Source organism: Coraliomargarita algicola (assembly GCF_033878955.1).
GTDB classification, from domain to species: Bacteria; Verrucomicrobiota; Verrucomicrobiia; order Opitutales; family Coraliomargaritaceae; genus Thalassobacterium; species Thalassobacterium algicola.
This window is the reverse complement of record NZ_CP138858.1, coordinates 2,144,768-2,168,380: the sequence shown is the minus strand read 5'-3', so window position 1 is coordinate 2,168,380 and position 23,613 is coordinate 2,144,768. Positions and strand designations below refer to the sequence as shown.

The window sequence follows — 23,613 nt, the reverse complement described above, 5'->3', positions numbered from 1 at the left end:
TTAGTTTCGAATGTTGAGCAGATAGTCGTCGATTTTAGGGTCGTCCTCACTGATGCTTTGAATGTGACCGTCGGCCATAAATATGTTCATTTGCCCGTTGTGCCGGTAATCTAAGCGATGCTTGCCACTCCCACCATTGATGCTGCGGCTAAGCGACACATAGCCAGCACCACCAGATTCATGTCTACTTTCAACTAGCAGAGCGGTTTGGGATGGGTTGGTGAGGCTAAGTAGCCTAGGCGCATCGACGGTGGGTTCGGCCCCTGAAAGATTGAGCGCATAGGTTCGGTAGGCGTCTTGTGGATACGTGTTCCGATGGGATGGGCAGATGAAAATACTCTTGTCGCCTCTTTGTGCGAAGGGGACATCTAATTGCCGCATCATTAGAATTTGCCAAGAGACAGTCCCATCGTCGTCCGGTTTGCGTGGATCCGGTTGGATTGATAGGGGGAGTTGTCCCTTGTTATCTTGGGTAAATAGCAGCAGCCCTTGACCCAGCTCTCGCATGTTACTCGCGCAGTTGGCATTTTGGGCTGAGGCCTTAATACGCCCGATCGCTGGTATTAGGATTGCCATGAGAACGCCTATAATTGCGATTGATGCCAAGAGTTCGATGAGCGTGAAACCTATATTGTTTGGACGGGTGGCTTGTTTATTCTTTGGATATAAATTCGTTATTATATGCATGGGGAGCGTGTATTGAGGGGGCAATGAACAACCAGGGTTTGTCTGTGTGAGGCTTTAAATGATATATTTGTTCGAGAGAATCTTGCCAGATTGAGGCTCACGCTAGGAGCGTTTATTGAATCTGGGAGTATCGCACTAGTTCATCAAGCTCCTTACAGTAGCTGCCTGCATTGTTGTTCCTATTGTGGAACATGTGCGTGTCTTTTGTGGCAGTCGATGCCATCTCGTTCGGATGGCTCATCTTGTTCCTTATGTGGAACGCTATATCTGCATGTCATGTATCGTTGCTTGATGTTTCATAGCGTTTACGAAGAATAGCCTTTCTGAGGTGTGATACCTCAGTGGAAATATAATATACACCTTAAGTTACTATGAAAAAAACATTACCCACTCCATCTTTAGCACTTGGACTCTCATTTGGGATTCTTAGCACTCTTTCACTCGGCACGCTTCACGCTGTGAATTATACTTGGGATAACACTGGAACGGATTGGAACACAGCATCTAACTGGAATGTCGGTAGTGGCTTTCCTGATGGTGGGGGCGATTTGGCTATTTTTAGCGATGCAGCCAGTGTGCAACCAAATTTGAGTTCTTCAGTCCTAATCGCTCGAATGACCGCGAATAGCTCTGCTGCTTCTGGTTATGTATTGACTGCTACGGGTGGGGCGACGCTGACGCTTGGAACTCTCGGAACAGGAACTGGTAGTGCGATTAATTATACGCCAACCGCTGGGAGTTTTCAGATAGATGCGGATGTTATTTTTGGTACTTCAACGGCGGGGGCGACACAGACTGTGAATGTGAATGCGGCTAATTCTGCTGTTTATGGTAATGTGATTCTTAATGGTGCTGTTAGCACTAAGGAAACAATTACGATTGATAAGACTGGTAATGGCCGTCTGACGCTAAGTAATGCCTCTAACAGTTGGGATGGAGATATTCGAGTGAGCGGTGGCACATTGGCAATGAGTGGTGCAGGTGTCATTGGAGCTGGGGATCTTGTTATGAATGGTGGCACGTTTGATATTTCAGCGATCTCAGGTGCTAGCTTTACGCATAGTGCTTCTTTGACTGGAGCTGGTACCGTTGAAGGCGGCGGCAATACATTGAATGTCAATGGACTGAGCGTCGATGGGACGATGAGCTTAAGTGATGTGACTCTGACGCTTAGCGGTACAACAACTTTTGACTTCTCAGATCCTAGTTTGGCCTTGGGCACATATGATTTGGTTGAAGGCGCTGATGGTTCGGTGGTATTCGGTGGTTTGCTGGATCTTAACTTTTCTGGTGGTACTTATACGAATGGTACATTAGTTCAGATCTTTGATTTAGAGGAATATTCAGGTGACTTTTCTAGTGTGAGCGTATCGGGCTTATCAGATGGGCAATCGGCTGTTTTCGATCGCATTACGGGGAATGTTTCAATTATTCCAGAGCCTCAAACTTTCGCTTTGTTGTTTGGGGGAGCTGCATTACTGCTTACTTTGTGTGCTCGAAGAATGTAGCGTAGCATGAGTGGAGAGATTTGCTCAACTTGTGCCTACGTTGAGGCTTAATTCAGCGAACGCTTTAGTGCAAACCGACCATCCGAAAGGCTGGTCGGTTTTTTTGTCTGTCGAGGCTGAGGAGAGCGATGCATTTTGCGTCTGTGATAGGCGCTAATATGAGCTGTAGTGCTTCTCGTCGCGTGCCTCTCGACTTCACTATTTTTTAGAGTTTACTTGTCGCTAGTGAGACTCAATCTTATTTGAAGGTATGGCATTCACGAATCAACAGTATCAAGAGGCGGCTGAGGCGGGGCTGCTGTGTGTATTGGCTTTCTGGCTTGTCGTGCAGCCGTCGCGCTTACATGCGTCGCCAAAGAAGAATTAATTATATGAAAGCTAAGAAACGTCGTTGGAAAGCACAGTTGACTAAACAGCTGTATCTTTGGCATTGGGTCAGTAGTGCGATCGCACTGGTGGGCATGCTGCTCTTTGCCTTTACCGGCATTACACTCAATCATGCCGGCAGCATCGGCTCGGAGCCGGAGGTGTATGCGCAGGATGCTCTATTGCCCAACGAATTGCAGGCAGACTTAGCGGCCGCCACAGATAGTTTGCCCTACAGCGTGGTGCTTTGGATTGAGGAGGAGTTTGACCTGTCGGTGGCCCATCAGTCCAGTGAATGGTCGGAGTATGAGATTTATGTGAGTCTGCCGCGCCCCGGCGGGGATGCTTGGTTGCTGATCGACCGCGAGAGTGGGGAGGTGATGTATGAGCGCAGCACGCGTGGGATGATTGCTTATTTAAATGACCTGCATAAGGGGCGAAATACCGGTTTTGCCTGGTTCGTCTTTCTCGATGTATTTTCCGTGGCGACGATCATTTTTTGTATGACAGGCTTCTTCCTCTTACTGGTGCATGCCAAACGACGCCCGAGCACCTGGCCGTTGATTATCTCGGGATTTCTGCTCCCGTTCATTCTCATCATCTTTTTTGTGCACTAAATCATTATGAAAACCAAAACACAGAGCGCGCTCAAAGCGGCGCTACTTTCCACGGGTTGTTTGCAATCGACGGCAGCCCTGCAACTTGAAACCACGATCGAGATTCCCCGTTTGTCGGTGGCGGAATACCATCGACCCTATGTGGCGGTCTGGATCGAAGATTCCGACCGTAAGGCGGTGGAGAATTTGTCAGTGCTCTATGATGTAAAAATGAGCAATGACGAGGGGGAAACCTGGCTCAAGGACCTGCGTCAATGGTGGCGTAAAAGCGGTCGCTCGCAGGATATGCCGATTGATGGGGTCAGTGGTCCAACACGTCCCCCCGGCATCCACCGCATCGTCTACCGGCAAGGCGAGAGCGGCTTCTTTAATCTGCCCGCAGGCAATTACGCCTTCGTGGTGGAGGCCTCACGCGAAGTGGGCGGCCGCGAAATGATCCGCATCCCCTTTGAGTGGGATGGCCAAAACTTGCCTGAGCTCAGTGCCCAAGGATCGCGTGAACTCGGCACTGTCACTTTTAAACTACAAACCAATCCAGAAAGTTAGTTATTATGAATAAACGATATCAAAACGCTCTCAGTTGTTTCCTCGGCCTGGCGCTGGCTGCTTCCACTGCCAGTGCGCACCGCCTATGGTTGCTGCCTTCTTCTCATGTGCTCTCGGGCACGGACCATTGGGTCACCGTGGATGCGGCGGTGTCGAATGATCTCTTCTTCCCTAACCATGTGGCACTCGCGCCGGAGTCGATTCAGATCATCGAGCCCGATGGCGAATTCGGCACGATTGAAAATGCCATGAAGGGGCACATCCGTGGCACTTTTGACTTCCATGTCAGTAAAGAAGGCACTTACCGAGTCTTGAACCAGCGCGAGGGCTACTTTGCACGCTGGACAGAAGGCGGCGAAGGCAAGCGTATGCGCGGCGATTTGGCCGAGCTGAAAGAAGCCGGTGTGTTTGCGAAAGAAGGCGTCGCTGTGATGAAGAGCCTCAGTCGCTTGGAAACTGCGGTCACGGTGAACAACCCCACCGTCGATGTTTTCGCTAGCACTGGCGAAGGCATTGAATTTGTGCCAGTGACCCACCCGAACGATCTCTTTGCCAATGAGACCGTCACCTTTGGATTCTTGCTCAATGGCGAGCCTGCGGAAGGTCTGGAAGTCGAAGTCGTGCGTGGTGACGATCGCTACCGCGATGAGCCCGGCCTACAGACCTTGGTGACCGATGCCGAGGGGCAAATCGAAATCAGTTTTGATGAACCCGGGCGTTACTGGTTGGACACTAGCAGCAGTCAGGATGCGGGCACGCTCGAAGGCGCTCCCTTGTCCTTGCGCTATGGGCTAACGATGACTTTTGAGGTCTTGCCTGAGTAATCGCGACAGTGCGCTGCAGAATCGCCGATGACTTCATCTGCTAAATCGGAGCGCACTGTGCTCATTCCCCCCGAGCTCGATCCGGACGCGCTGGCATGGCCCGCGGCGGATGCCGGAGTTTGGGTGCTCGGGGGGAATACGATGGGCACGGTGTGGCAACTGCGCGTGCCAGAGGTGGCGCATACCTCGCCCACGGAATTACAGCGGCGGGTGGAGGCAGTCTTTCAGCGAGTGATTCAAACGATGAGCCCTTGGGAGCCCGCATCGGATCTTGCGCGTTTGAATGCGGCATCAGCGGGTGAGCGCGTGAGCGTGGATGCTTGGACCGGGCGGGTCCTGCGCCGTGCACTCGCCTACGCGGCCCAAACCGATGGCGCCTTTGATCCGACTGTGGCCCCGCTGGTGAATAGCCTCGGCTTCGGTCCGCAGATCGTGGACGCCTCGTCCGCAGAGTGTCGCAGGGAGGCCCAGCGTCAGCTGAGACGACCCTCGTGGCAAACGATTCAAGTGGAAACAGACACTCAGGTGTTGTGCCCGGGCGGCCTGCACTTGGACTTATGTGCGATCGCCAAAGGCTTTGCCATTGATCAAGCAGTCGAGGTTTTGCATACGATCGGATTAAATAGTTATTTGTTAGAAGTCGGGGGGGAGGCCTTTGCCCGCGGCTGCAAGCCAGATCGCCAGCCATGGTGGCTGCTGTTAGAGACGCCCAGCCAAGAGGAGACGGGGGCGACCGTTCCCGAAACCGTGCTCGCATTGTGTGGCGAAGCGGTGGCCACTTCCGGAAACTCACAGCGTCAACGCAGCGATGCCAGCGGCAGCGTCGGACACATTGTAGATCCACAACAAGTCGATCTACGCGATGGCGAATTACTCAATGTAACAGTCGTGCACACGCACTGTATGGATGCCGACGCCTTGGCCACCGCACTCTTTGTGAAGGGCCGCAAGCAGGGGCTCGAGCATGCCAATGCGCATGGGATCCGAGCGCGTTTTCTCTCACGAGTCGCCAGCGGGCGCTTGGAAGTGAGTTATTCGCAAGCGCTGGCGGCATATTTGTAAACTGTAGCCGAGTCCTTTAGGCTCGGTTCCGTTGCTCGCTTGTGCGGACCGTGTGGAAACTGGGGCTGAAGCACCCAGCTACTATGGAGCGCATGGTTTTCGGATGTGTATGTCTCTGCGGATTCAGCAGCGGCGCCGAGAAATGAGTGATTTGCCAGCGCTGGCGGCATATTTATAAACTGTAGCCGAGTCCTTTAGGCTCGGTTCTGTTGCTCGCTTGTGCCGAGCGCATGGAAACTGGGGCTGAAGCTCCCAGCTACTATGGAGCGTATGGTTTTCGGATGTGCATGTCTCTGCGGATTCAGTTGCGGCGCCGGGAAATGAGTGATTCACCAGCGCTGGCGGCATATTTGTAAACTGTAGCCGAGTCCTTTAGGCTCGGTTCCGTTGCTTGCTTATGCCGACCGTGTGGAAACTGGGGCTGAAGCACCCAGCTACTCTGGGGCGCATGGGGTTTCGGATTTGTATGTCTCTGCGGATTCAGTTGCGGCGCTGGGAAGTGAGTTATTCACGAGCGCTGGTGGCATTTTTGTAAACTGTAGCCGAGTCCTTTAGGCTCGGTTCTGTTGCTCGCTTATGCGGACCGTGTGGAAACTGGGGCTGAAGCACCCAGCTACTATGGAGCGCATGGTTTTCGGATGTGTATGTCTCTGCGGATTCAGCAGCGGCGCCGAGAAATGAGTGATTTGCCAGCGCTGGCGGCATATTTATAAACTGTAGCCGAGTCCTTTAGGCTCGGTTCTGTTGCTCGCTTGTGCCGAGCGCATGGAAACTGGGGCTGAAGCTCCCAGCTACTATGGAGCGTATGGTTTTCGGATGTGCATGTCTCTGCGGATTCAGTTGCGGCGCCGGGAAATGAGTGATTCACGAGCGCTGGCGGCATATTTGTAAACTGTAGCCGTTGCTCGCTTGTGCCGAGCGCGTGGAAACTGGGGCTGAAGCACCCAGCTACTCTGGAGCGTATGGTTTTCGGATGTGTATGTCTCTGCGGATTCAGTTGCGGCGCTGGGAAATGAGTGATTCACCAGCGCTGGCGGCATATTTGTAAACTGTAGCCGAGTTTTTTAGGCTCGGTTCCGTTGGTTTGTTGCATCCGGCGGCTATTCGCCGCGTGCTTGTTGCATGGCGCGGGCGGCGTCCTCTGGGCGGTTGAGTCGAGTGTAGGCGAGCGAGAGGTTATACCAAGCACGGTAGAAGTCGGGCTGCATGGCAACGGTCTCTTCTAAGTAGCCGACAGCGGATTCTAGATCGTTGGATTCGGCGGCTAGTAGTCCAAGCGAATAGGGGAAGCGTGGGTCATGCGGGGCATATTCCCAGCCCTTGAAGAGTTGTTTGCGTGCTTCCTTATTGAGACCTGCACTGCTGAGCAGGATGGCGCCTTGGTGATACATTTCGGGGTTGAGCGCATCGAGCTCGGTGGCGCGTTGCACGTAGTTTAAGGTATCTTCCGGGCGTGACTCGCGCGCGGCGGTGTTGGCCTTGATCAATAAACTTTGTGGTCGATCCGAATTGAACTCTAAGTATTCCGCCCATTCTTTCGCGGCGACGGGATCAGTGATTTCTTCGTTACGGGTGGCTAGGCCACGGCTGGCAGCGATGCGGACGGAGCGGCTTTTGTCCTTTAGCTGATCAATGAGCGCCTCGCTGCCGGATTCGATCATGGCGAGGCCGCTGGTGGCCCGCACGCGCACGAGCGGGCTCTCGTTGTCGAGCTCACTGCGAAGGTGCGCTTCGGCGGCAGCGTTGGGGAGATAGTTGGCAATTAGGCCGGTGTAGGTGGCTTGCCATGCGGCGATGTCTTCGTCCTTGGCCAGTTCCAGGAGCGCGGGCAGGGCGGCGGGATCGTAATTATAGGCCTTGCTGATCGCGCGGGCGCGTTGACGTTGACGGCTCGATTCCAATTTTTCCCCATACCAAGCTTCGGCGTGTTCCACCGCCCAGTCGACTGTTTCGTCCGTGTGGCACTTACTGCAGGCATTGGGGATGCCCAGTTCTTTGGTCATTAATGGGTCCGGGGAGTGGAAGCCATGGTCGGCGCGCCAGTCGACTTGCATATAAACCGTCTCTGACATGTGGCATTCGATGCATTGGTTGCCGGTGCTGCCTTCGGCGTGGAAACTGTGCTTGACGGGTTCGATAATGGGCGCTTCCAGCATGCCCGTTTCGTGACAGCGCATACAGAGCATATTGTTTTCGGCCGGTAGGATGTGTTCCAGCGTGTGCGGGTTGTGGCAATCCATGCAGGTGACGCCTGCGTGGGCCATGCGGCTCATTTCAAAGGAGGCATGGACATAATCTTCGTCCAGGATTTGGCCGTCGGCGTAGTAGAGGCCGGGTTGGTCGGGTAGAGAGACGGAAAAGTGGTCGTCAAAGCGGTCGCCCAGCGCAAACTCGTCGGCGGTGAGTTGATCGCGGCGCGAGTGGCAGGTTAGGCAATTTTCTTTGGTTTGCAGCGGATCGAGACGACTTAGGCCACTGGTATAGTCACCTGCTTGGGAGGCGACCAGGTGCTCTTCGAGGCCGATATGACATTCGGCGCAGGCGATGCCTTGCTGAATCCAAGTCGATTGGTAGAGGTTGCCCTCAAAGTCGAAAGCTTTGTCATATTCCGTGGTGTGGCAGTAGGCGCAGTTGGCATTCCAGTTCATGCCTTGGCCGGCCCAGTGGCCCCATTCACCCGGTAGGCGGTCTTCTCCGGCAAATACATCGACCCAGCGATCGTTCAGCACATCGTAAGTGGCGCTGATGGTTTGAAAGCGATTGCCTGGGAGTAGAGCGAGGTATTGACGTAGCGGGGTTTCGCCGATCACGCCGACCAGATCGTATTCAAGGGTGGGGGCATCGTCCGAAAGCACGCGCAGTTTAAAGGCCTCGTCCACTTGCACCATTTCGTAGGTTACGCCGGATTCTTGAATACGGCGGGTCGGAGTGAAGGCTGCGGCGTCTTTTTTTACAGATACGGGGCGGTTGGCCTTGGCGTGGTGACTGCTCTTCCACTCAGTGACTTCTTTTTCGTGGCATTTTACGCAGGTGTCGGGACCGAACTTTGCTAAGCGTTGCGGATTGTGAGAGTAAGGAAAAACCTGGCCCGGCTGCTTTTGAGCGGGGGAGGACGACTTCGCAGTGTCGCCTTGATCTGCGCTGTCACCACATGAAGTTAGTATTAACGCGAGTGAGGTAATCAGTAAGGAAGTGAGGGGCTGTCGGTTGAACTGTAGCATGCGTTGTCTAAAACATTCGGTTGTAGGATGGGGTGCAATGTAATTTGTAATTGTATTGAGTGTTGGCACTTATGGGAGGCTTGAGTGCTCGTGATTACACTTGCGAAGTCTGAATGATCTTTAGCATTTCTGGAAAAAGAGGGCAGCCATAAAAAAACGCCGCCCCTTGCGTGGGCGGCGTTTTGTAGCAGCGCTAAGTCTGCATATTAGAGTAATTCTTTAGCAACCGCTGCGACGTTGTCGGCAGTCATGCCAAGTTCGGCCATTACAGTATCGCCCGGAGCGGACATACCGAAGCGGTCGATGCAGACAGTTTTACCGGTGAAGCCGACGTATTTACCCCAGGTGCTGGAGACGCCTGCTTCCACGGCGACACGTGCGGTGCAGCTAGTGGGCAGCACGCTTTCGATGTAGTCCGCGCTTTGGCGTTCGAAGCGTTCGAAGCAAGGAAGAGATACCACGCGCACGCCGTCGCCGAGTTGCTCGGCCGCGCCCATGGCGTGTTGTAGCTCAGAGCCCGTTGCCATTAGGATTAGTTTCAAGTCGCCGCTTTCTTTCTTGGCGATGTAGCCACCCTTGAGCACACCTTCGCGGCGATCGCTCACGCTGATGCTGTCTTGGGCTGGGATGTTTTGACGTGTAAGAATCAGCGCTGTGGGGCCGTCTTCGCGTTGAACAGCTGCGGCAAAGGCTGCAGCGGTCTCTTCCGCATCACCAGGGCGAATCACGTCGAGATTTGGAATGACGCGCAGGCCACTCACGGTTTCTACCGGTTGGTGAGTGGGGCCGTCTTCACCGACACCGACGGAGTCGTGCGTGAAGATGTAAGTGACAGGCAGCTTCGCGAGTGAGGCGAGGCGAATCGAGCCGCGCATGTAGTCGGCAAATACCAGGAAGGTCGCGCCACTGGCCTTAAAGATGCCGTCATATGCGATCCCGTTGCAGATGGCGCCCATGCCGTGTTCACGAATGCCGAACCAGATATTGCGTCCATTGAAGTTGGTGGGACCGAAGTCGCCGCCGTCTTTGATGTAGTTCTTGGTTGATCCGTAGAGGTCGGCCGAGCCGCTGATGAGGCTAGGCACTGCTTTGGCGACCGCTTGAATGATGGTGCCTCCGGAAGCGCGGGTCGCGGCTTTGGTGCCTGCGTCGAATTCTGGAATCTGGCTGAGTAGGTCGGCCGGCACTTCGCCCTTGAGCTCCGCAGCGAGTGTTGGGTTGGCGGCGCTCCATGCGTCAAAGACGCCTTCCCACTCCTTGTAGGCGGCGGCGCCTGCTTGGGCGACTTCAGCAAAGTGGGCACGCACTTCGTCGGATACGTAGAAGCTTTCTTCTGGCAGGCCGAGTCCTATGCGGGCGGCGGCTGCAAACTTGGCGCCGCCTTCACCGTGGCCGGCAGAGGTGCCTTCAACTTCTGGGATGCCCTTGCCGATAGTCGTCTTGGCGATGATGACCTTAGGCTTGCCGTTGTCGTTGGCCTTGGCTTCGGAAATGGCGGCTTCAACTGCGGCGAGGTCGTGGCCGTCGATGGTCACGGTGTCCCAGCCTTGAGAGATGAAGTAAGCAGAGGCATCTTCGCTCTGGGTCTGATCGGCCATGGCGTCGAGGGTGACGTCGTTGGAATCGTAGATCAGGATCAAATTGTCCAATTTGTTATGACCGGCAAATGCGATTGCTTCCTTGGCCACACCTTCTTGCAAGCAGCCGTCCCCATGGAGGGCGAACACGTGTTGATCGAAAATGGTGTGCTCTGCGGTGTTGAACTTTGCTGCGGCACGTTTACCGGAGAGTGCGTAACCGACTGCGTTGCCGATGCCTTGACCGAGTGGGCCTGTGGTGGCTTCGACGCCGACAGTATCACCAAACTCAGGGTGGCCTGGAGTTTCGGAGCCCAGTTGGCGGAAGTTTTTCACCTCTTCCAAGGAGAGCTCGTAGCCCGCGAGGTGTAGCCATGAGTAAAGGAACATTGAGCCGTGACCGCCGGAGAGCACGAAACGGTCACGATTCAGCCATTTGGGCTCTGCTGGATTGTAGCGGAGGCCGCCTGCGCCATAGAGCACGGCGCCGATTTCGGCACAGCCGAGAGGGAGGCCTAGGTGGCCAGAGCTGCAGGCGTGAATTGCGTCGATTGCGAGTCCGCGTGCTTGAGTTGCTGCTTGGGAGAGAATCTCTGTTTGCATAATGTTTCTAGGTGATGGGCCCTGAGCGGGCGGAATTTTGATAATCTGAAAGCGCCGAAGATGAACGGATGCCATCTAATGAAAAGGAAAAATGGGGAATTCCGTATGAATTTGCTTCATTACAGTCATTCAGAACTCGACTCTCAGCTGTCAGGGCTCTAGCTCGAAGGCATGACTCATGAAGAATTAGAAGAAGGCAAGGTGCTCAATCTCGATTTCGCAAAGCTGCGTAAGGTGGCCAATTGCGAGTCCGACGTGCTGCCTGCGATCGCTCAAGATTCGCAAACCGGTGAGGTGCTGATTGTCGGCTACGCCAATGAACTGGCGCTGGAAACCGCTCTCGAATGTGGCATGGCGACCTTTTGGAGCACCAGTCGCAACGAGCTCTGGATCAAGGGCAAGACCAGTGGCGATTATTTGAAAATCGAAGAGATCCGCGTCAATTGTGAGCAAAATTCGATTCTCTACAAGGTGACGCCGGCGGGCAAGGGCGCCTGCCACACCAAAAACCAAGCGGGCATTGCTCGCTCAGGGTGCTACTACCGTCGCCTCAAAGAGGACGGCAGTCTGGAATTCGTGGACGAGGCGCAAGTTTAGAGCGCGCTGACGAGGCCCTCTAATTCTCGTCGTCCGAAATGCCTAGCTTTTGGCGGATCTCGGGGAATTCGTTGAGCTCGGCCAAGAACTCGTCGACATCGAAGTCGGCCACCATGAAGTCCTCATACTCAAAGGTGGGCGTCTTGGTCTGTCCGCTCAGGGCCACCATGGCGTCCATGTCCTTGGCGTTTACATTGACATCACGCACGTCCAGATCGACACCTTGCGAATTGAAAAAAGAAAGGGCTTCACGGCACCAGGGGCAACCGGATTTTATGTAGAGAATCGGTAGTTTGTTTTTGCTCATAATTTATTCTTAAACCTACTCAATATAGTGCTTGTGACAACGTAAATTCAACGATTCGTAACTTTATCTGTAGTGGACTTGCGCCCCTGCATAATCTCCTATATAAGCGCTCCTCTTGTAGATTTATGAGTTCCACCGATGCAGTGACCACTCCAAAGCAATTAGCCGATTCGATTTCTGTTAAAGGTGCGCGCGAGCATAATCTAAAAAACATCAACGTGGACATTCCGCGCAATCAGTTGGTGGTCATCACGGGCGTCAGTGGTTCGGGTAAATCCTCACTGGCCTTCGATACCATCTATGCGGAGGGCTATCGTAAATACATCGACAGCCTCTCGACTAAGGCGCGTATGGTCCTGGAGCAAATTCCGCGTCCGGATGTGGACTACATTCAAGGTCTCTCGCCCGTCATCGCGCTGGAGCAGCGCACCGGGGGCGGGGGCAATCCGCGCAGCACCGTGGCAACGGTTACCGAAATCGCCGATTTCGCCCGTGTGCTGTGGGCGGTCTGCGGCACACCTTATTGCCCGAAGGATGGCGGCATTATTGAGCGGCGCTCGATGGACGATTGCCTGACGCGCATTTATGCGGAGCCGGAGGGGAGTCGCTTGATGATTCTCGCTCCGTGGATGACGGCCAAGCCTGCGATCTTGCGCGAAGAATTGCCGCGCTTGCAGCAGCGAGGCTTCCAGCGAGTGCGCCTTAACGGCGAGATCCGCCGTCTGGATGAGCATGATCTGATCGATTCCAAGGCTGCGTCGATTACGGTCGAGATCGTGGTCGATCGTATTGTGCTCAAGGCCGACCAACGCAGTCGGCTGGCGGACTCCTTGGACTTGGCCTTCAGTGAGGGGGAGGACCGTGCGCTGATTTTAATTGAGGACGGACAGCAATGGCGTGAACTCCCCTTGAGTAACCGTCTGGCTTGCGTGAATTGCGGCGATGTGTATGAGCCTGTCTCACCGCGTCATTTTTCCTGGAATCATGCCGAGGGCGCCTGTTCTGAGTGCGGCGGGCTGGGGGAGACCTTGCAATTTCAGCCCGAACTGATTGTGCCAGATTCGAGTATTTCTGTGAAAAAGGGGGCGATTAAGCCATGGCGGCTCGGGTCCAAGCAGATGATCATTCGGCACAACGCGATTCTCAAGCAGTTGGCCGAGCAATTGCCATTTGATCCCAACTTGGCCTGGGATGAACTCGATGCCGATGTGCGCGCGCAAATCCTACATGGCGCGGGCGAGCGACTGTTCAGTTTTAAGCTCAAGGGCGGCAATACTAAGCCTGAGTTGATGCCATTTGAGGGCGTGTTGACGGATCTGGAAAATATTCGTCGCCACACCACTAGCGACGGCCTGCGCGCCCGCCTGATGGCTTATCAAACCAGCAGTCGCTGCGAGGCCTGCTCCGGTCGCCGGCTGCGTCCGTCGAGCTTGAGTGTCTTGATCGAGGGGCGCTCCATTACCGATTTGCTGGCCATGTCGCTGCAAGAAGCGCAAGGCTTCGTGGATGCGCTGCAAAGCAATCCGGCCTATGCGACTGTGGGCGACGCCGTGCGCGGTCTCGGTTCGCGACTCTCCTTTTTGAATGAAGTCGGGCTCAGTTACCTCACGCTCAATCGCACATACACCAGCTTAAGTGGGGGCGAAGCGCAGCGCGTGCGCTTGGCGACTCAGCTGGGCATGTCGCTGGTCGGCGTGGTCTATCTCTTAGATGAACCGAGCATTGGACTGCATCCATTGGACAACCGTCGATTGATTCAAACGCTCATCGGTTTACGTGAGCGCGGCAACTCCGTCGTCGTAGTGGAACACGATGGTGAAACCATGTTGGCGGCCGATCATCTGATCGAGCTCGGTCCGGGCGCGGGCGTTGAGGGGGGCGAGTTGATTTATCAGGGCAGCCCCACAGATGCGTTTAATAATACATACAGTCGCTCTGGCATGTTCCTCAGCGGGGAGGCGCGTGTTGAAAAGAATGCGCGCACGCTGCGTCCTAAGTCCGACTGGTTGAGCGTCGAGGGGGCGTATGAAAACAACCTCAAGCAGGTCGATGCGAAGTTTCCTGTTGGCCTGCTGAGCGTGGTTTGTGGGATGTCCGGCTCCGGGAAGAGCACCTTGGTCAACGACATCCTGGCCAAGGCTGCGGCTTTTAAACTGAACCGGGCCAAGACGATTCCCGGCAAGCATAAGAAGATCACAGGGCTGGATCATTTCCTCTCTGTCATTCAAGTCGATCAATCGCCGATCGGTCGCAGCCCGCGCTCCAACCCGGCGACTTTTACCAAGCTCTTCGATCAGTTGCGGGACCTTTTCGTTAAATGCTCGATCGCTAAGATACGCGGATACAAGCGCAACCGTTTTTCCTTCAATGTGAGTGGTGGGCGTTGCGAACGTTGCAAAGGCGACGGCGTGATTAAGCTCGATATGCAGTTTATGGCCGACGTGTATAGCGAGTGCCCCAGTTGCAAGGGGCGTCGCTATAATCGGGAAACGCTGGATGTGCGCTTTAAAGGCTATAATATCGCCGATGTTTTGGAGATGAGTGTGGACGAAGCCTTGCAAGTCTTTGGGAAGCAGCCACGCATTGCCGAGAAATTGCACACTTTGGCCGATGTCGGGCTCGGTTACATCAAGCTGGGCCAGCCCGCCACCACGCTCTCTGGTGGTGAAGCGCAGCGGATTAAACTGTCCTTAGAATTGAGCAAGCGCCAGCAGGGCCAGACGCTCTACATCCTCGATGAGCCGACGACCGGTCTACATTGGCTGGATGTGCAGCGCCTCATGGACCTGGTCTTCAAGCTACGTGATGCGGGTAACACCATCCTGATCATCGAGCACGACCTGGATGTGATTCGCATGGCCGATTGGATCATCGAGCTCGGTCCCGAGGGAGGAGAGGCCGGCGGCGAAATCGTCTTTCAGGGGGAGCCATCTGCGTTCTACGAGGGGAGTACCAGCCCTACGCAGCAGATGCTCAAGGATATGATTTCTTAAGTTGCTGGTATTGCCGCCATGCAAGATAGGATAAATGTTGAGGCAAGCGAGTCAGCTGGTATAAATTCTGATTGATCGACCTTAATTCTGTGGGTTTGTATAGTTTCTCAAACGTTTTAGCTTGTAGTGGGTATCCCAGAAACTTGCTGATTTGGTCAATGCGTTCTTCGGGGTTTTGGGTCATGCTCTCTAATGAGAAGAAGAGGCAATCATTGGGGTGCTTTTGGTGGAAATTGATGCAGCAGCGCGTGTAAACTAGCCAGCCTCTTAGCCACATCGCACGCGCGCGCCAGTGAAGTTTGCCCGATTTTTCTCGGCGATTTAGGGATTCGATGACTGAAAATGGATTTCGGTAAACGAATAGAAACTTAGCGTCGGGGCAGAGGTCTCTCCATAATTCCAGAAACAGTGTGCTTCGTGGGTCTTTCCAGCCCCAGACGCCGTGAGATCCTTTTTTCGAGAGTAGGTCCAAGGCCATCTGGCGTTCTTCGTCATTTGGCATGATCGAACTCGGTGCATACCAATTACTCTTGTGGTATTTTTGAATCAGCCTGATGTGAAAATTTAGGAACTCGGTATCTTCGTAGTAACCATTGGGGTTTCCTGAATCTTTTTCGACCAAGTCGGAGCCCATGTGAATACCAGATTCATTTAAAAAGCTACCTAACAGGGAGGTGCCGGAGCGGTGCATGCCAGTTAAGATGATTGGCGGTGGGGGAGATAGCTTGTTCGTGTTCAATGATTCTAAAAGTGAGTGGCTGTGAAGTTCAGTTATGCTAGAGGCTGTAAATGTCGCGCTAGCATCCTATGGATGAACAGTTCTTGGCTTTTATTCTTGTGAGATGGTTGGGCTTGATGGCGGGCGTCGTAGGTGGGGGAAGTCCTCCTGTGGTTCTTCGCAATCAAGGAACTCGCACAGTGGCCCCCATCCGCTGTTCGATTGAAGTTCTATTTCGAGATAGTCCGCCTTGCGATCGCGAAAGTATGCACGTGCGGCCGCCAGGTGTAAGTCGTAGACTTGGCTGTAAAGATCTTTGTTGAAGGCATAGCTGCCAAATATTTGTAGTCGCATGTGCATGAGGCGTGGTTCGAAATAATCGCCAATGTAGTATGATACCGCGCGTCTTAGATGCTTCCATGAGCAAAAAACGTTTCTAGCTCTCAGTGGCATATGGTGTAAGCCTAGGCCGTCGAACTTGGAAAATTGACGCTCAACAGAAGTCAGCCAGCTTTCCTTCTCGCGCGTAGTGAGTATGAAACGGCTATTGGGATACTCCTTATCGAGTTGTGGATAGAAGTGCTCGCCAAAGTTGCTCAGTGCGTCCCAGTCGTCGACAGGTTCGAAGCGATAACAACCTCGCATCGCGAGTGCGCGAAAATTAAACGGGTTGTGGCGACATCTGTAGCCCAGCATCGTCAGTGCAGCATCTACACTCGTTGTCCCGGTTTTGGGGAGTCCAATGACAAATACTTTTCGTTTAGTTTGTGTAGATTTCATAGCTTTTGGGAATCGGGTTGTTTGCTTGCTTCTGAGCTTGTCGTATTTTGCGCCCCTCGGTGATCGTAAAGGACTTCATGGAATAGGTCGTCGGCGTAGAGGATTCTGCGTATCCATTCAGTAATCATTGTCTTATGAAAGGGGGCGCGGTAGGCCTTTCTTACATGATCTGTCGTGCGTTTACAAAAACGGTTGTCGTACCAAATGCCCGGAATCGTGTCAATTTGGATGTTTTGCTGCCATCGCACGAAGTCGAAGGATAACTGATCGCGTCGACTGCCTGCGCTGAGTTGTTTGAGCCAGCAATTGGAAAAGTGGATGGCTGTCGGGTTTGTTGGCTTGCGGATGAGCAGGTTCGTGTTGGCGAGTCCGAAATTGGCTGGGAAGCCTGCTTCGTTATAGCGATTGATCTGATGGGAGATGCGCGCGGGTGAATCCGCGGCCTCGACAAAGGCCCATTGGGCCTCCTGGTAGAGGCAATTTCTAACATCATGCGCGAGCACTTTAATCGGGTGAGAGGGGCTCGATTGCTCATTTAGGTAGTGTTTGATCTCTGTTGCATTGATGGTGCAGTTGGCATCGATCCACACGACCCAATCGTAGTCTTTGAAGTCTTTAAACGCTTGTATCTTTATTTCACGGGCATCTCGCGTTGCGTCGCGGTGTTTACGTTTCCACAATCGTCTTTCAATTGTTTTTGGGAGCGGCAGTTCGTTGTCCGTGTAGCAGAAGTAGTCAACATCTGCCGTCGGCTCACCAAATCCAGGTTGAAGAGCGCTATCGTACTGATCGATGATTGCAGTGTAAATGGCTAGTCTAGGCATTTGATTTCGATTCTAGTAGGAGCCAGCCATAAATGTGAGCGCTTTCATTCTCTCGGTCATTATTACATCCTTGAACTGATTGATCTTTGGCTGTGGCTTGTTGCTCTTGATTGAACTGCTTGATTGGGAACGGCGACGTTATGAATTTAACATGATGCGTTTGATTGAATCGCTCGGTGAGTTGCTGGCGAGTCTCTGTGTTTGCCCTCAAATACATTGCGATTACGAGGTCGCAATGCTTAAGGCCTGAAATCGACTCAGAGGTGAATAGTGAGGATCTTTCGCTGTGACTAATGAGCAAGCAGTGTCCCGTTTGTGGTATTGTTGACAGGGTTTTTGAACTGTAGTAGCTGCAAATCCGGACTTGATCGCTGACATTATGCTGTGCGGAAAACTCGCGCAAGAGACTTTCGCTACTTGAGAAGCCTCAAAGGCGTAAACTTCGAGCCCAGGTTTTTTCGTGGCCAATTGTATCGCATAGAAATTGCTGCTAGAGCTGATGCTTATCAGTTGTTGATACTGCTTATGAGTCGTTAGCGCTTCTAAGACAGGCACTAATTCAGATCCATAGAAGCCGTGTATCGTGTCGTAGGATCGCTCATCCTGCCGAGCACCTTTGGGAGCGTTGCAGCCTGACCAGGGGGTGCCAGTTTGCTTCAGGCAATAAAGAGCCCATTTTGAGCGGGCGAAAATGTGAAAACTGAAGAGTATGCAGTTTTTTATGAGCCGTTTGGGGGATACTGTATTCATCTGCTTTCGTGTTCCCACTTGGCAGGGTAAATCATAGGGAAAGTCGTTTTGCGCATCATGTGTCCAAACTGTTCGAATGAACCGTCTTCGACATGGAGTAAGAATGCACTTTGATAATTACAAAATTCGGTATGTTTGTTGCCTAATACTAAGTTCAGAATGTATTCGCCCGGGACTAAGGGCAGCGCAGGTATTTTGCAGCGGACGACGATGCTAGACCTTGCCGGGATCTCGAAGTCAATAGCTTGGTGGTCCGAGAGTAGATGGAGCAGTGGCTCGTTGGATGTATTTCGAAATCCAAAAGAGACGCCGGTGCGAAGTAATTCATCCGAATTGTTTTCTAACTCAATTGAAGTTTCGAAGGGGAAGCTGGTCACGACCCGCGAAGTGATTTCTGCGGATTTGACGCGTAATCCCTTTTTTTCTACGATTTCAACCGGATTGAAGATGTTGGGTGTCTGAGTGCTCGCATCACTGCCTTGAACGTAAGTTTGTATGACTTTATCGGTTAGATCTTGGCATTCAATTTGTCCTTTCGACAGTAAGATCGCACTATTGCAGATCGTGCGAATGCTTGCCATATTGTGGCTCACGAAGAGCACTGTGCGGCCATTGCCTGAAATGTCCTGCATTTTACTAAGGCATTTCTTTTGGAAATCTTGGTCGCCGACTGCGAGAACTTCATCTACGATCAAAATGTCTGGCTCCAAGTGTGCCGCTACAGCAAAGCCCAGTCTGACATTCATGCCCGAAGAATAGCGTTTTACCGGCGTGTCGATATGCTTCTCAATGCCAGAGAACTCGATGATCTCATCCAGCTTTCTGTCGATTTCACGCTTTTTCATGCCTAAAATTGTGCCGTTGAGATAAATATTCTCGCGCCCTGTTAGCTCTTGGTGAAAGCCGGTTCCGACTTCAAGTAAAGCAGCCACCTTGCCGCGCAGTCGAATTTGGCCGGCGCTGGGGGTTGTGATTCGGCTGATTAGTTTGAGCAAAGTTGATTTCCCCGCTCCATTTCTACCGATGACGCCGACGACGTCTCCCTGCTTAATCTCGAAGTTAATATCTTTGAGAGCCCAAAAGTCATTTTCAGCCGTCGATTTTAATTTGTCCTGATTTTGTCTTTTCAGTTTCTGGAACAACTGACTGGCTTCTTCGCGTAGCGAAGATGCATCAAATTGACCAAGTTTGTAGCACTTGGAGAGGTTTTCGGCTTTGATCGCTATTGGATGGGACATATTTCGTCGGGTCTTGGTGTCGCTGGAGGGTCGTCGATTTTAAGCGTAATCTATAAAATTGCGTTGAGTTCTTTCATAGATCACAAGGCCAGAAATTAAAACTACGCTGGTGATGGCGATCGATAAGATTAGATCTGCCGTCGGTATTGCCGGCGTGCCTAGTAGCATATGGCGATAGCTTTCGACTACAGCCGTCAGCGGATTGAGCTTGATCAGCCAATGGAATCTCTCCGGAACTTGGGATAAGGGGTAGATAATTGGAGTAATATACATGAAGGCCTGCACAAAGAAGGGAGTTAAGTGGTGGAGGTCCCTGTATTTTGCGGATAATGCCGAGAGCCAGAGGCCGGTGCCCAGGCTGATCGCTGCAGTGTGTATAATCAGTAATGGCAGTAGTAGGATGCTGATTTCCATTTCGAAGCGAGCGCCTTGGTCGGTCGCAAACTTGAAATACAGCCAAAACCCTAAAAAGCTGAGTAGTTGAATACTGAAGGCTAGTAAATTCGAGGTAATCGTGGCCAGCGGCACGATCACGCGTGGAAAATAAACCTTTTTGAATAGATTCGCGTTGGTGATCAGGTTGCCCGCGGTTGCTGTTAAGCAAGCCTGGAAGTAGGTCCAGCCTAGTTGGCCGCAGAGGTAAAAGAGTAATTGAGGTGTGCCGTCGGTGGATAAACCAGCCACTTTACCGAAGATTATGGTGAAAATAACGCCCATTAGCAATGGCTGTAAGATGAACCAAATTGGCCCTAGGATTGTTTGCTTATACTTACTGATGAAGTCTCGGATCACCAAGTAGCGCAGCATATCCTTGTATTCGAGTATCTCACCGATGTTGAAGGCACTCCAATTGCCTTTGGCACGAATGGTGGTTTCGGGGGGCGTAAACTGCTGATTTGAGTTCATTTGAGTGTTCTTGTCACTGTTGCTGTCGTCGGATTCAGCACTTTCAATGCTTCTTTTGCTCGTGAAAACAATAAAAATGTAAAAGGTTTGTTTGTTTGCGGTGGGGTGATTGCCTTATTTTTTTGCCCGTTAAAAGGCCTAGAAAAATGCAGTAAGAGGCATTATACCATTGACAAAGTATGAAGAGTTGACAATCTACGGACCTGTATTCTGCGGAATCTAGTCAATTGACTGATTTTTGTGGTTGAAATACGGCAGAATTTTAAGACTCAAGCCTAAGTTGAACTGAAAACTAACTAACTGAAAATAATATGAAAATTAAAGCTACTATTGTCGGGTTGTGTGCAGTGGTGTGTGCCGCATCTTCTGGACTCGCGAATGTGTCGATGGATTTTACCAATATCAACTTCACTGCAATCACTGCGGCAACGGAGGGTTCTGGAGCGGTTATTGGAAGTCAATACCTAGCAACTGGTGTTGCTGACCTCGAAGGTGCGGGCGGTGTCGGTGTGATCGATGCTATTTTTACTATCTCCGATGCGAGTGTTGATGACAGCAGCTTGATTTATTTTGCGAATGAGGGAGCACGTGGGGATGACGCTCGTATTCGTCTGGAAAAAAACTCTTCGGCTGATATTTGGGTTAAGATCTCAATTAGTTTCGTGCTTACGGGTACATCGACTGCAGTTGATGTTGCGGATGCCAGTGGTAGCGATCTTCGTCTCCAATTCGATGACCTTGACAGTGATGTGAATGCTAATCGTGCTGACTACGCTGGGCTTGTTACCGCGGAGGCCGACCTCATTGAACTAGCATCCAACACTGAGCTGGTCACTAATACTTCGCTTCACTCTGGATATTCAGTTGGGCTATATCCTTCGCCCTATGGACCGAAAGGTAATATCACCAGCACTGATGCAATTGCTCAGTCTCCAGTGACTATTGGTTTTGATTCGACGGCCGAAGTTCTTGACATCGTTGTGGGTGTCACAGGCAGTGCAACTGGTAGTCGTCACATTGACATCGATATGACTCCTGACTTCATCATCGTACCTGAGCCATCCTCTTATGCTCTGCTGATCGGTGCAATTTCCTTAGGCTTCGTTTCACTACGCCGCCGTCGTTAATTCAAAGAATAAATTTCAATGATCAAAAGCTCCGTTTCGACGGAGCTTTTTTTATGATGAATATGCGGGGGATCGATCAGTTGATTTATCAACATTTGAGCCCATTCGTGCCGCTATGTGGACTGATTGGCTTGATTCCGAGTGTTGTATTCGGAGCGGACATCGAATGGGGGAGCATCCAGACGGCCCGCATCCCGGACTATAATTTAAAGGTAGGTGAAGTATATTTTGATTCTACTATCAGGACTGGTCTCGGTTGGGATAGTAACTACGATCAGGATGTTGAAGCGAAAGGTTCGGCTTTCTATTCAGTAGGTTTTTTAACCGATATCTCATGGATGCCGGCACCCAGTGTTCGGTTGAATACAAATCTGGACCTTCAATACCTTGAAAAGCCAAAGGATTCAGCTGGGGGGCGCTTCCTTATTAGTGGTGTCGATGAAACCGCTGCTGCAATGTCTGTCGCGATTCGCTCGGGGGATCGTATTCTGACTGTGAATACGAAGTTATCCTCTTCACTTATTGGCTTGCGTGTCGAGAATGGCGCAGGACAACAGCAGGATCGCAGCTTTCAAGAACTAGCGTATGGTGCAGGAGCTCATTACGCGCGCGCTTTATCACCAAATTTAACTTCAAATCTAGGCTATACGTTTTCGTCGCGACGGGCGATTGGTCATCAATCTGAGGATGATCTTGCGTCTCAACTAAATGCGAAAAGTCACGACATTAGCACTAAGCTAGTGTTGGATGCCAATCCGAGCCTGCGTGCAGGGCTTTACGCCGGTTCAACGCTTACTGTAAGGGATAATTATACGAATGGGCAGCAGATCCAAGCGTATCAAGTTGGGCTTGAGGGGACTTATTTGAGTTCGTATGCTGTTGTTTACGGTATGAGTTTGGGGGCTGAATACCAAGAGGATTCATGGGGGGGGGCTGATTCAGGCTCTGCTTGGTCGCCTAAGGTTCAATTTTCTGTGGATTTTAGGGGGCGCAGTAATTTGGAGCATCAATTTACGGCGAGTTACCATCGTGATTTTTCAAATTTAGTCGCAGATACTGGCGTGAATCGTTCTGATTTGGCGGAGTATAGCCAAACATTTTCAATTGCATATGCACTCAATCTAGACTTGAGCCCCACTTGGGAGGTGCGGCTTCGCCAGGAACTTCGTCAATTTGATGATGTTGGCAGTTCGGCTAGTGCTTGTCGATATAACCTCAATCTTAGAACCGATTATATGATCGCTCCCAGGTGGACTGTTAATTTTACTTACGACTATACTAATCAGTTCGATGGCGGAGCGAAAGGTCAGGGGTATTCCCGTCATATCGTTTCTTCTAGTTTGAGTTTTAAATTATAGTATTTTGTCGTTAGAATTATTATACGAATCGCGATGAGCTCTTTAATCATTATAAAATACCCTTTAAAAGGCTTACTCTGCATTGCTTGTATTATCGTTGGCTGCATGTTTCTGCATGTGTCACTGAGCGCGCAGAAGGTGTTGGACAAGCCAGACTCGCAGGTGGCGCTTAGTGAGACTCCGACTTCTACGCGAGTGATCGAGTACGGCGACTTGCTGCAAATTACAATAAAAGAGGATGCTCAGTTTCAATTTGAGGGCAAGGTCAGTGAAGATGGGCTTATTAATCTGCCCTATCTAGGTGAGCGCTTGGTTGCGGGACAGAGCCTTCAATCTTTACAGCGAGAGTTGGCGAATTCGCTAGAGGAGGATCTTTACTGGAAAGCGACAGTGGTTATTCGAGTCCTGGAGCAAGCACCAGCTGCGATATATGTGTTTGGGGCAGTTAAGGAGCCGGGTTTAGTGGATTTGCCCCCAACGGGACAAATTTCAATGTCACAGGTATTAGCGAGAGTCAAGGGGCTGACTTCGTGGGCAGATCTGGATAATGCTTATATTATGAGAAGGTCTGCGTCTGGCGATGAAGAAAAAATAGTCGTCAATATTCGCGAGTTGCTGCTTCAGCCTGATGCGGCAAGAGAATTTACGTTAAAGAGACGAGATGAATTGTTCATTCCTGGGCTGAATGGAGCCGGGGAGGAGACATTGCTTACGAGTGACCCGACAGAAGTGATCGTGGTGGGGCAAGTGGGGGCACCTGGTGTGATTAAGTTTGCGCCGGGGGAGTCGGCTACGTTGATGCGGGCTGTTTTTAAGGCAGGTGGCTTAACACGGTTTGCTAAAGGAGATGCGATCAAATTGATTCGTTATTCTGGGCAGGAGCGCACTGTGGAACTTGTGGATTTAGAGGTCGTGATTGAAGAGGGTTTTTTGGATCGGGATCGAGTATTACTGCCCGGGGATATGGTGATCGTGCCCCAGAAATTTATTAATTTATAAATCGA

The 23,613-nt window shown here is 51.8% G+C and carries 19 protein-coding genes; 10 read left to right on the top strand and 9 right to left on the bottom strand.

Annotated elements, in window-relative coordinates:
- Window positions 1–687 (bottom strand): prepilin-type N-terminal cleavage/methylation domain-containing protein, encoded by a 687-nt coding sequence (locus tag SH580_RS08510; RefSeq protein WP_319834578.1) that lies wholly within the window; start codon window positions 685–687, stop codon window positions 1–3.
- A 371-nt stretch (window positions 688–1,058) separates the two neighbouring features.
- Here SH580_RS08510 and SH580_RS08505 point away from each other — a divergent pair, with 371 nt between their 5' ends.
- The 5 genes from SH580_RS08505 to SH580_RS08485 all read left to right on the top strand — a co-directional run bounded on the left by SH580_RS08505 (window position 1,059) and on the right by SH580_RS08485 (window position 5,610).
- Entirely contained in the window at window positions 1,059–2,195 is a 1,137-nt protein-coding gene (locus SH580_RS08505) for an autotransporter-associated beta strand repeat-containing protein (protein WP_319834577.1), read from the top strand.
- Between the two features lie 371 nt (window positions 2,196–2,566).
- A complete protein-coding gene (locus SH580_RS08500; protein WP_319834576.1) occupies window positions 2,567–3,178 on the top strand; it encodes a PepSY-associated TM helix domain-containing protein in 612 nt (203 codons plus the stop codon).
- A 6-nt stretch (window positions 3,179–3,184) separates the two neighbouring features.
- Window positions 3,185–3,724 carry a DUF2271 domain-containing protein gene (locus SH580_RS08495; RefSeq protein ID WP_308985987.1) on the top strand — a complete coding sequence of 180 codons (540 nt, stop codon included), beginning with the start codon at window positions 3,185–3,187 and terminating at the stop codon, window positions 3,722–3,724.
- A 5-nt stretch (window positions 3,725–3,729) separates the two neighbouring features.
- Window positions 3,730–4,548 (top strand): DUF4198 domain-containing protein, encoded by an 819-nt coding sequence (locus tag SH580_RS08490; RefSeq protein ID WP_319834575.1) that lies wholly within the window; start codon window positions 3,730–3,732, stop codon window positions 4,546–4,548.
- 27 nt (window positions 4,549–4,575) lie between these two features.
- On the top strand, window positions 4,576–5,610 hold the full coding sequence (locus tag SH580_RS08485; protein ID WP_319834574.1) for an FAD:protein FMN transferase: 1,035 nt from the start codon (window positions 4,576–4,578) through the stop codon (window positions 5,608–5,610).
- Window positions 5,611–6,710: 1,100 nt separating this feature from the next.
- Here the strand turns inward: SH580_RS08485 and SH580_RS08480 are convergent.
- A complete protein-coding gene (locus tag SH580_RS08480; RefSeq protein ID WP_319834573.1) occupies window positions 6,711–8,831 on the bottom strand; it encodes a multiheme c-type cytochrome in 2,121 nt (706 codons plus the stop codon).
- Between the two features lie 206 nt (window positions 8,832–9,037).
- On the bottom strand, window positions 9,038–11,011 hold the full coding sequence (tkt, locus tag SH580_RS08475; protein WP_319834572.1) for a transketolase: 1,974 nt from the start codon (window positions 11,009–11,011) through the stop codon (window positions 9,038–9,040).
- Window positions 11,012–11,182: 171 nt separating this feature from the next.
- On the opposite strand from tkt, the gene SH580_RS08470 reads away from it, so the two are divergent.
- On the top strand, window positions 11,183–11,608 hold the full coding sequence (locus tag SH580_RS08470) for a phosphoribosyl-AMP cyclohydrolase (protein WP_319834571.1): 426 nt from the start codon (window positions 11,183–11,185) through the stop codon (window positions 11,606–11,608).
- Between the two features lie 19 nt (window positions 11,609–11,627).
- Here SH580_RS08470 and SH580_RS08465 read toward each other — a convergent pair whose 3' ends face one another.
- Window positions 11,628–11,915: a glutaredoxin family protein gene (locus SH580_RS08465; protein ID WP_308951177.1), complete on the bottom strand. Its 288-nt coding sequence runs from the start codon at window positions 11,913–11,915 to the stop codon at window positions 11,628–11,630.
- Between the two features lie 125 nt (window positions 11,916–12,040).
- Here SH580_RS08465 and uvrA point away from each other — a divergent pair, with 125 nt between their 5' ends.
- Window positions 12,041–14,908: an excinuclease ABC subunit UvrA gene (gene uvrA, locus SH580_RS08460; protein ID WP_319834570.1), complete on the top strand. Its 2,868-nt coding sequence runs from the start codon at window positions 12,041–12,043 to the stop codon at window positions 14,906–14,908.
- Here uvrA and SH580_RS08455 read toward each other — a convergent pair.
- The 5 genes from SH580_RS08455 to SH580_RS08435 form a co-directional block, all read right to left on the bottom strand.
- Window positions 14,889–15,647, bottom strand: a complete 759-nt coding sequence (locus tag SH580_RS08455; protein ID WP_319834569.1) for a sulfotransferase family protein — start codon at window positions 15,645–15,647, stop codon at window positions 14,889–14,891. The two genes, uvrA and SH580_RS08455, sit on opposite strands and share 20 nt — an antisense overlap.
- A 90-nt stretch (window positions 15,648–15,737) precedes the next feature.
- Window positions 15,738–16,406, bottom strand: a complete 669-nt coding sequence (locus tag SH580_RS08450; RefSeq protein ID WP_319834568.1) for a sulfotransferase family protein — start codon at window positions 16,404–16,406, stop codon at window positions 15,738–15,740.
- The gene (locus SH580_RS08445) at window positions 16,403–17,230 is read right to left on the bottom strand and encodes a glycosyltransferase domain-containing protein (RefSeq protein WP_319834567.1); all 828 of its coding nucleotides are present in this window, start codon (window positions 17,228–17,230) and stop codon (window positions 16,403–16,405) included. The genes SH580_RS08450 and SH580_RS08445 overlap by 4 nt, the downstream gene beginning before the upstream one ends.
- 746 nt (window positions 17,231–17,976) lie before the next feature.
- A complete protein-coding gene (locus tag SH580_RS08440; RefSeq protein WP_319834566.1) occupies window positions 17,977–19,218 on the bottom strand; it encodes an ABC transporter ATP-binding protein in 1,242 nt (413 codons plus the stop codon).
- A gap of 39 nt (window positions 19,219–19,257) precedes the next feature.
- A complete protein-coding gene (locus SH580_RS08435; protein WP_319834565.1) occupies window positions 19,258–20,124 on the bottom strand; it encodes an ABC transporter permease in 867 nt (288 codons plus the stop codon).
- Window positions 20,125–20,435: 311 nt separating this feature from the next.
- On the opposite strand from SH580_RS08435, the gene SH580_RS08430 reads away from it, so the two are divergent.
- Genes SH580_RS08430 through SH580_RS08420 form a run of 3 tightly spaced genes read left to right on the top strand, consistent with a single transcriptional unit; the run spans window position 20,436 to window position 23,608 of the window.
- Window positions 20,436–21,251 (top strand): PEP-CTERM sorting domain-containing protein, encoded by an 816-nt coding sequence (locus SH580_RS08430; protein ID WP_319834564.1) that lies wholly within the window; start codon window positions 20,436–20,438, stop codon window positions 21,249–21,251.
- A gap of 53 nt (window positions 21,252–21,304) precedes the next feature.
- Window positions 21,305–22,609 carry a hypothetical protein gene (locus SH580_RS08425; RefSeq protein ID WP_319834563.1) on the top strand — a complete coding sequence of 435 codons (1,305 nt, stop codon included), beginning with the start codon at window positions 21,305–21,307 and terminating at the stop codon, window positions 22,607–22,609.
- Window positions 22,610–22,642: 33 nt separating this feature from the next.
- Complete coding sequence (locus SH580_RS08420) at window positions 22,643–23,608, top strand: polysaccharide biosynthesis/export family protein (protein WP_319834562.1); 966 nt, start codon at window positions 22,643–22,645, stop codon at window positions 23,606–23,608.
- Window positions 23,609–23,613 lie beyond the last annotated feature (5 nt).

Bases quoted from the DNA above. Each gene is read 5' to 3' on its own strand.
- SH580_RS08490 (WP_319834575.1), top strand. From the start codon at position 3,730: ATGAATAAACGATATCAAAACGCTCTCAGTTGTTTCCTCGGCCTGGCG.
- tkt (WP_319834572.1), bottom strand. From the start codon at position 11,011: ATGCAAACAGAGATTCTCTCCCAAGCAGCAACTCAAGCACGCGGACTC.
- SH580_RS08505 (WP_319834577.1), top strand. From the start codon at position 1,059: ATGAAAAAAACATTACCCACTCCATCTTTAGCACTTGGACTCTCATTT.
- SH580_RS08480 (WP_319834573.1), bottom strand. From the start codon at position 8,831: ATGCTACAGTTCAACCGACAGCCCCTCACTTCCTTACTGATTACCTCA.
- SH580_RS08495 (WP_308985987.1), top strand. From the start codon at position 3,185: ATGAAAACCAAAACACAGAGCGCGCTCAAAGCGGCGCTACTTTCCACG.
- SH580_RS08440 (WP_319834566.1), bottom strand. From the start codon at position 19,218: ATGTCCCATCCAATAGCGATCAAAGCCGAAAACCTCTCCAAGTGCTAC.
- SH580_RS08430 (WP_319834564.1), top strand. From the start codon at position 20,436: ATGAAAATTAAAGCTACTATTGTCGGGTTGTGTGCAGTGGTGTGTGCC.
- SH580_RS08470 (WP_319834571.1), top strand. From the start codon at position 11,183: ATGACTCATGAAGAATTAGAAGAAGGCAAGGTGCTCAATCTCGATTTC.
- SH580_RS08420 (WP_319834562.1), top strand. From the start codon at position 22,643: ATGAGCTCTTTAATCATTATAAAATACCCTTTAAAAGGCTTACTCTGC.
- SH580_RS08510 (WP_319834578.1), bottom strand. From the start codon at position 687: ATGCATATAATAACGAATTTATATCCAAAGAATAAACAAGCCACCCGT.
- SH580_RS08435 (WP_319834565.1), bottom strand. From the start codon at position 20,124: ATGAACTCAAATCAGCAGTTTACGCCCCCCGAAACCACCATTCGTGCC.
- SH580_RS08465 (WP_308951177.1), bottom strand. From the start codon at position 11,915: ATGAGCAAAAACAAACTACCGATTCTCTACATAAAATCCGGTTGCCCC.
- uvrA (WP_319834570.1), top strand. From the start codon at position 12,041: ATGAGTTCCACCGATGCAGTGACCACTCCAAAGCAATTAGCCGATTCG.
- SH580_RS08445 (WP_319834567.1), bottom strand. From the start codon at position 17,230: ATGCCTAGACTAGCCATTTACACTGCAATCATCGATCAGTACGATAGC.
- SH580_RS08425 (WP_319834563.1), top strand. From the start codon at position 21,305: ATGATGAATATGCGGGGGATCGATCAGTTGATTTATCAACATTTGAGC.
- SH580_RS08485 (WP_319834574.1), top strand. From the start codon at position 4,576: ATGACTTCATCTGCTAAATCGGAGCGCACTGTGCTCATTCCCCCCGAG.
- SH580_RS08500 (WP_319834576.1), top strand. From the start codon at position 2,567: ATGAAAGCTAAGAAACGTCGTTGGAAAGCACAGTTGACTAAACAGCTG.
- SH580_RS08450 (WP_319834568.1), bottom strand. From the start codon at position 16,406: ATGAAATCTACACAAACTAAACGAAAAGTATTTGTCATTGGACTCCCC.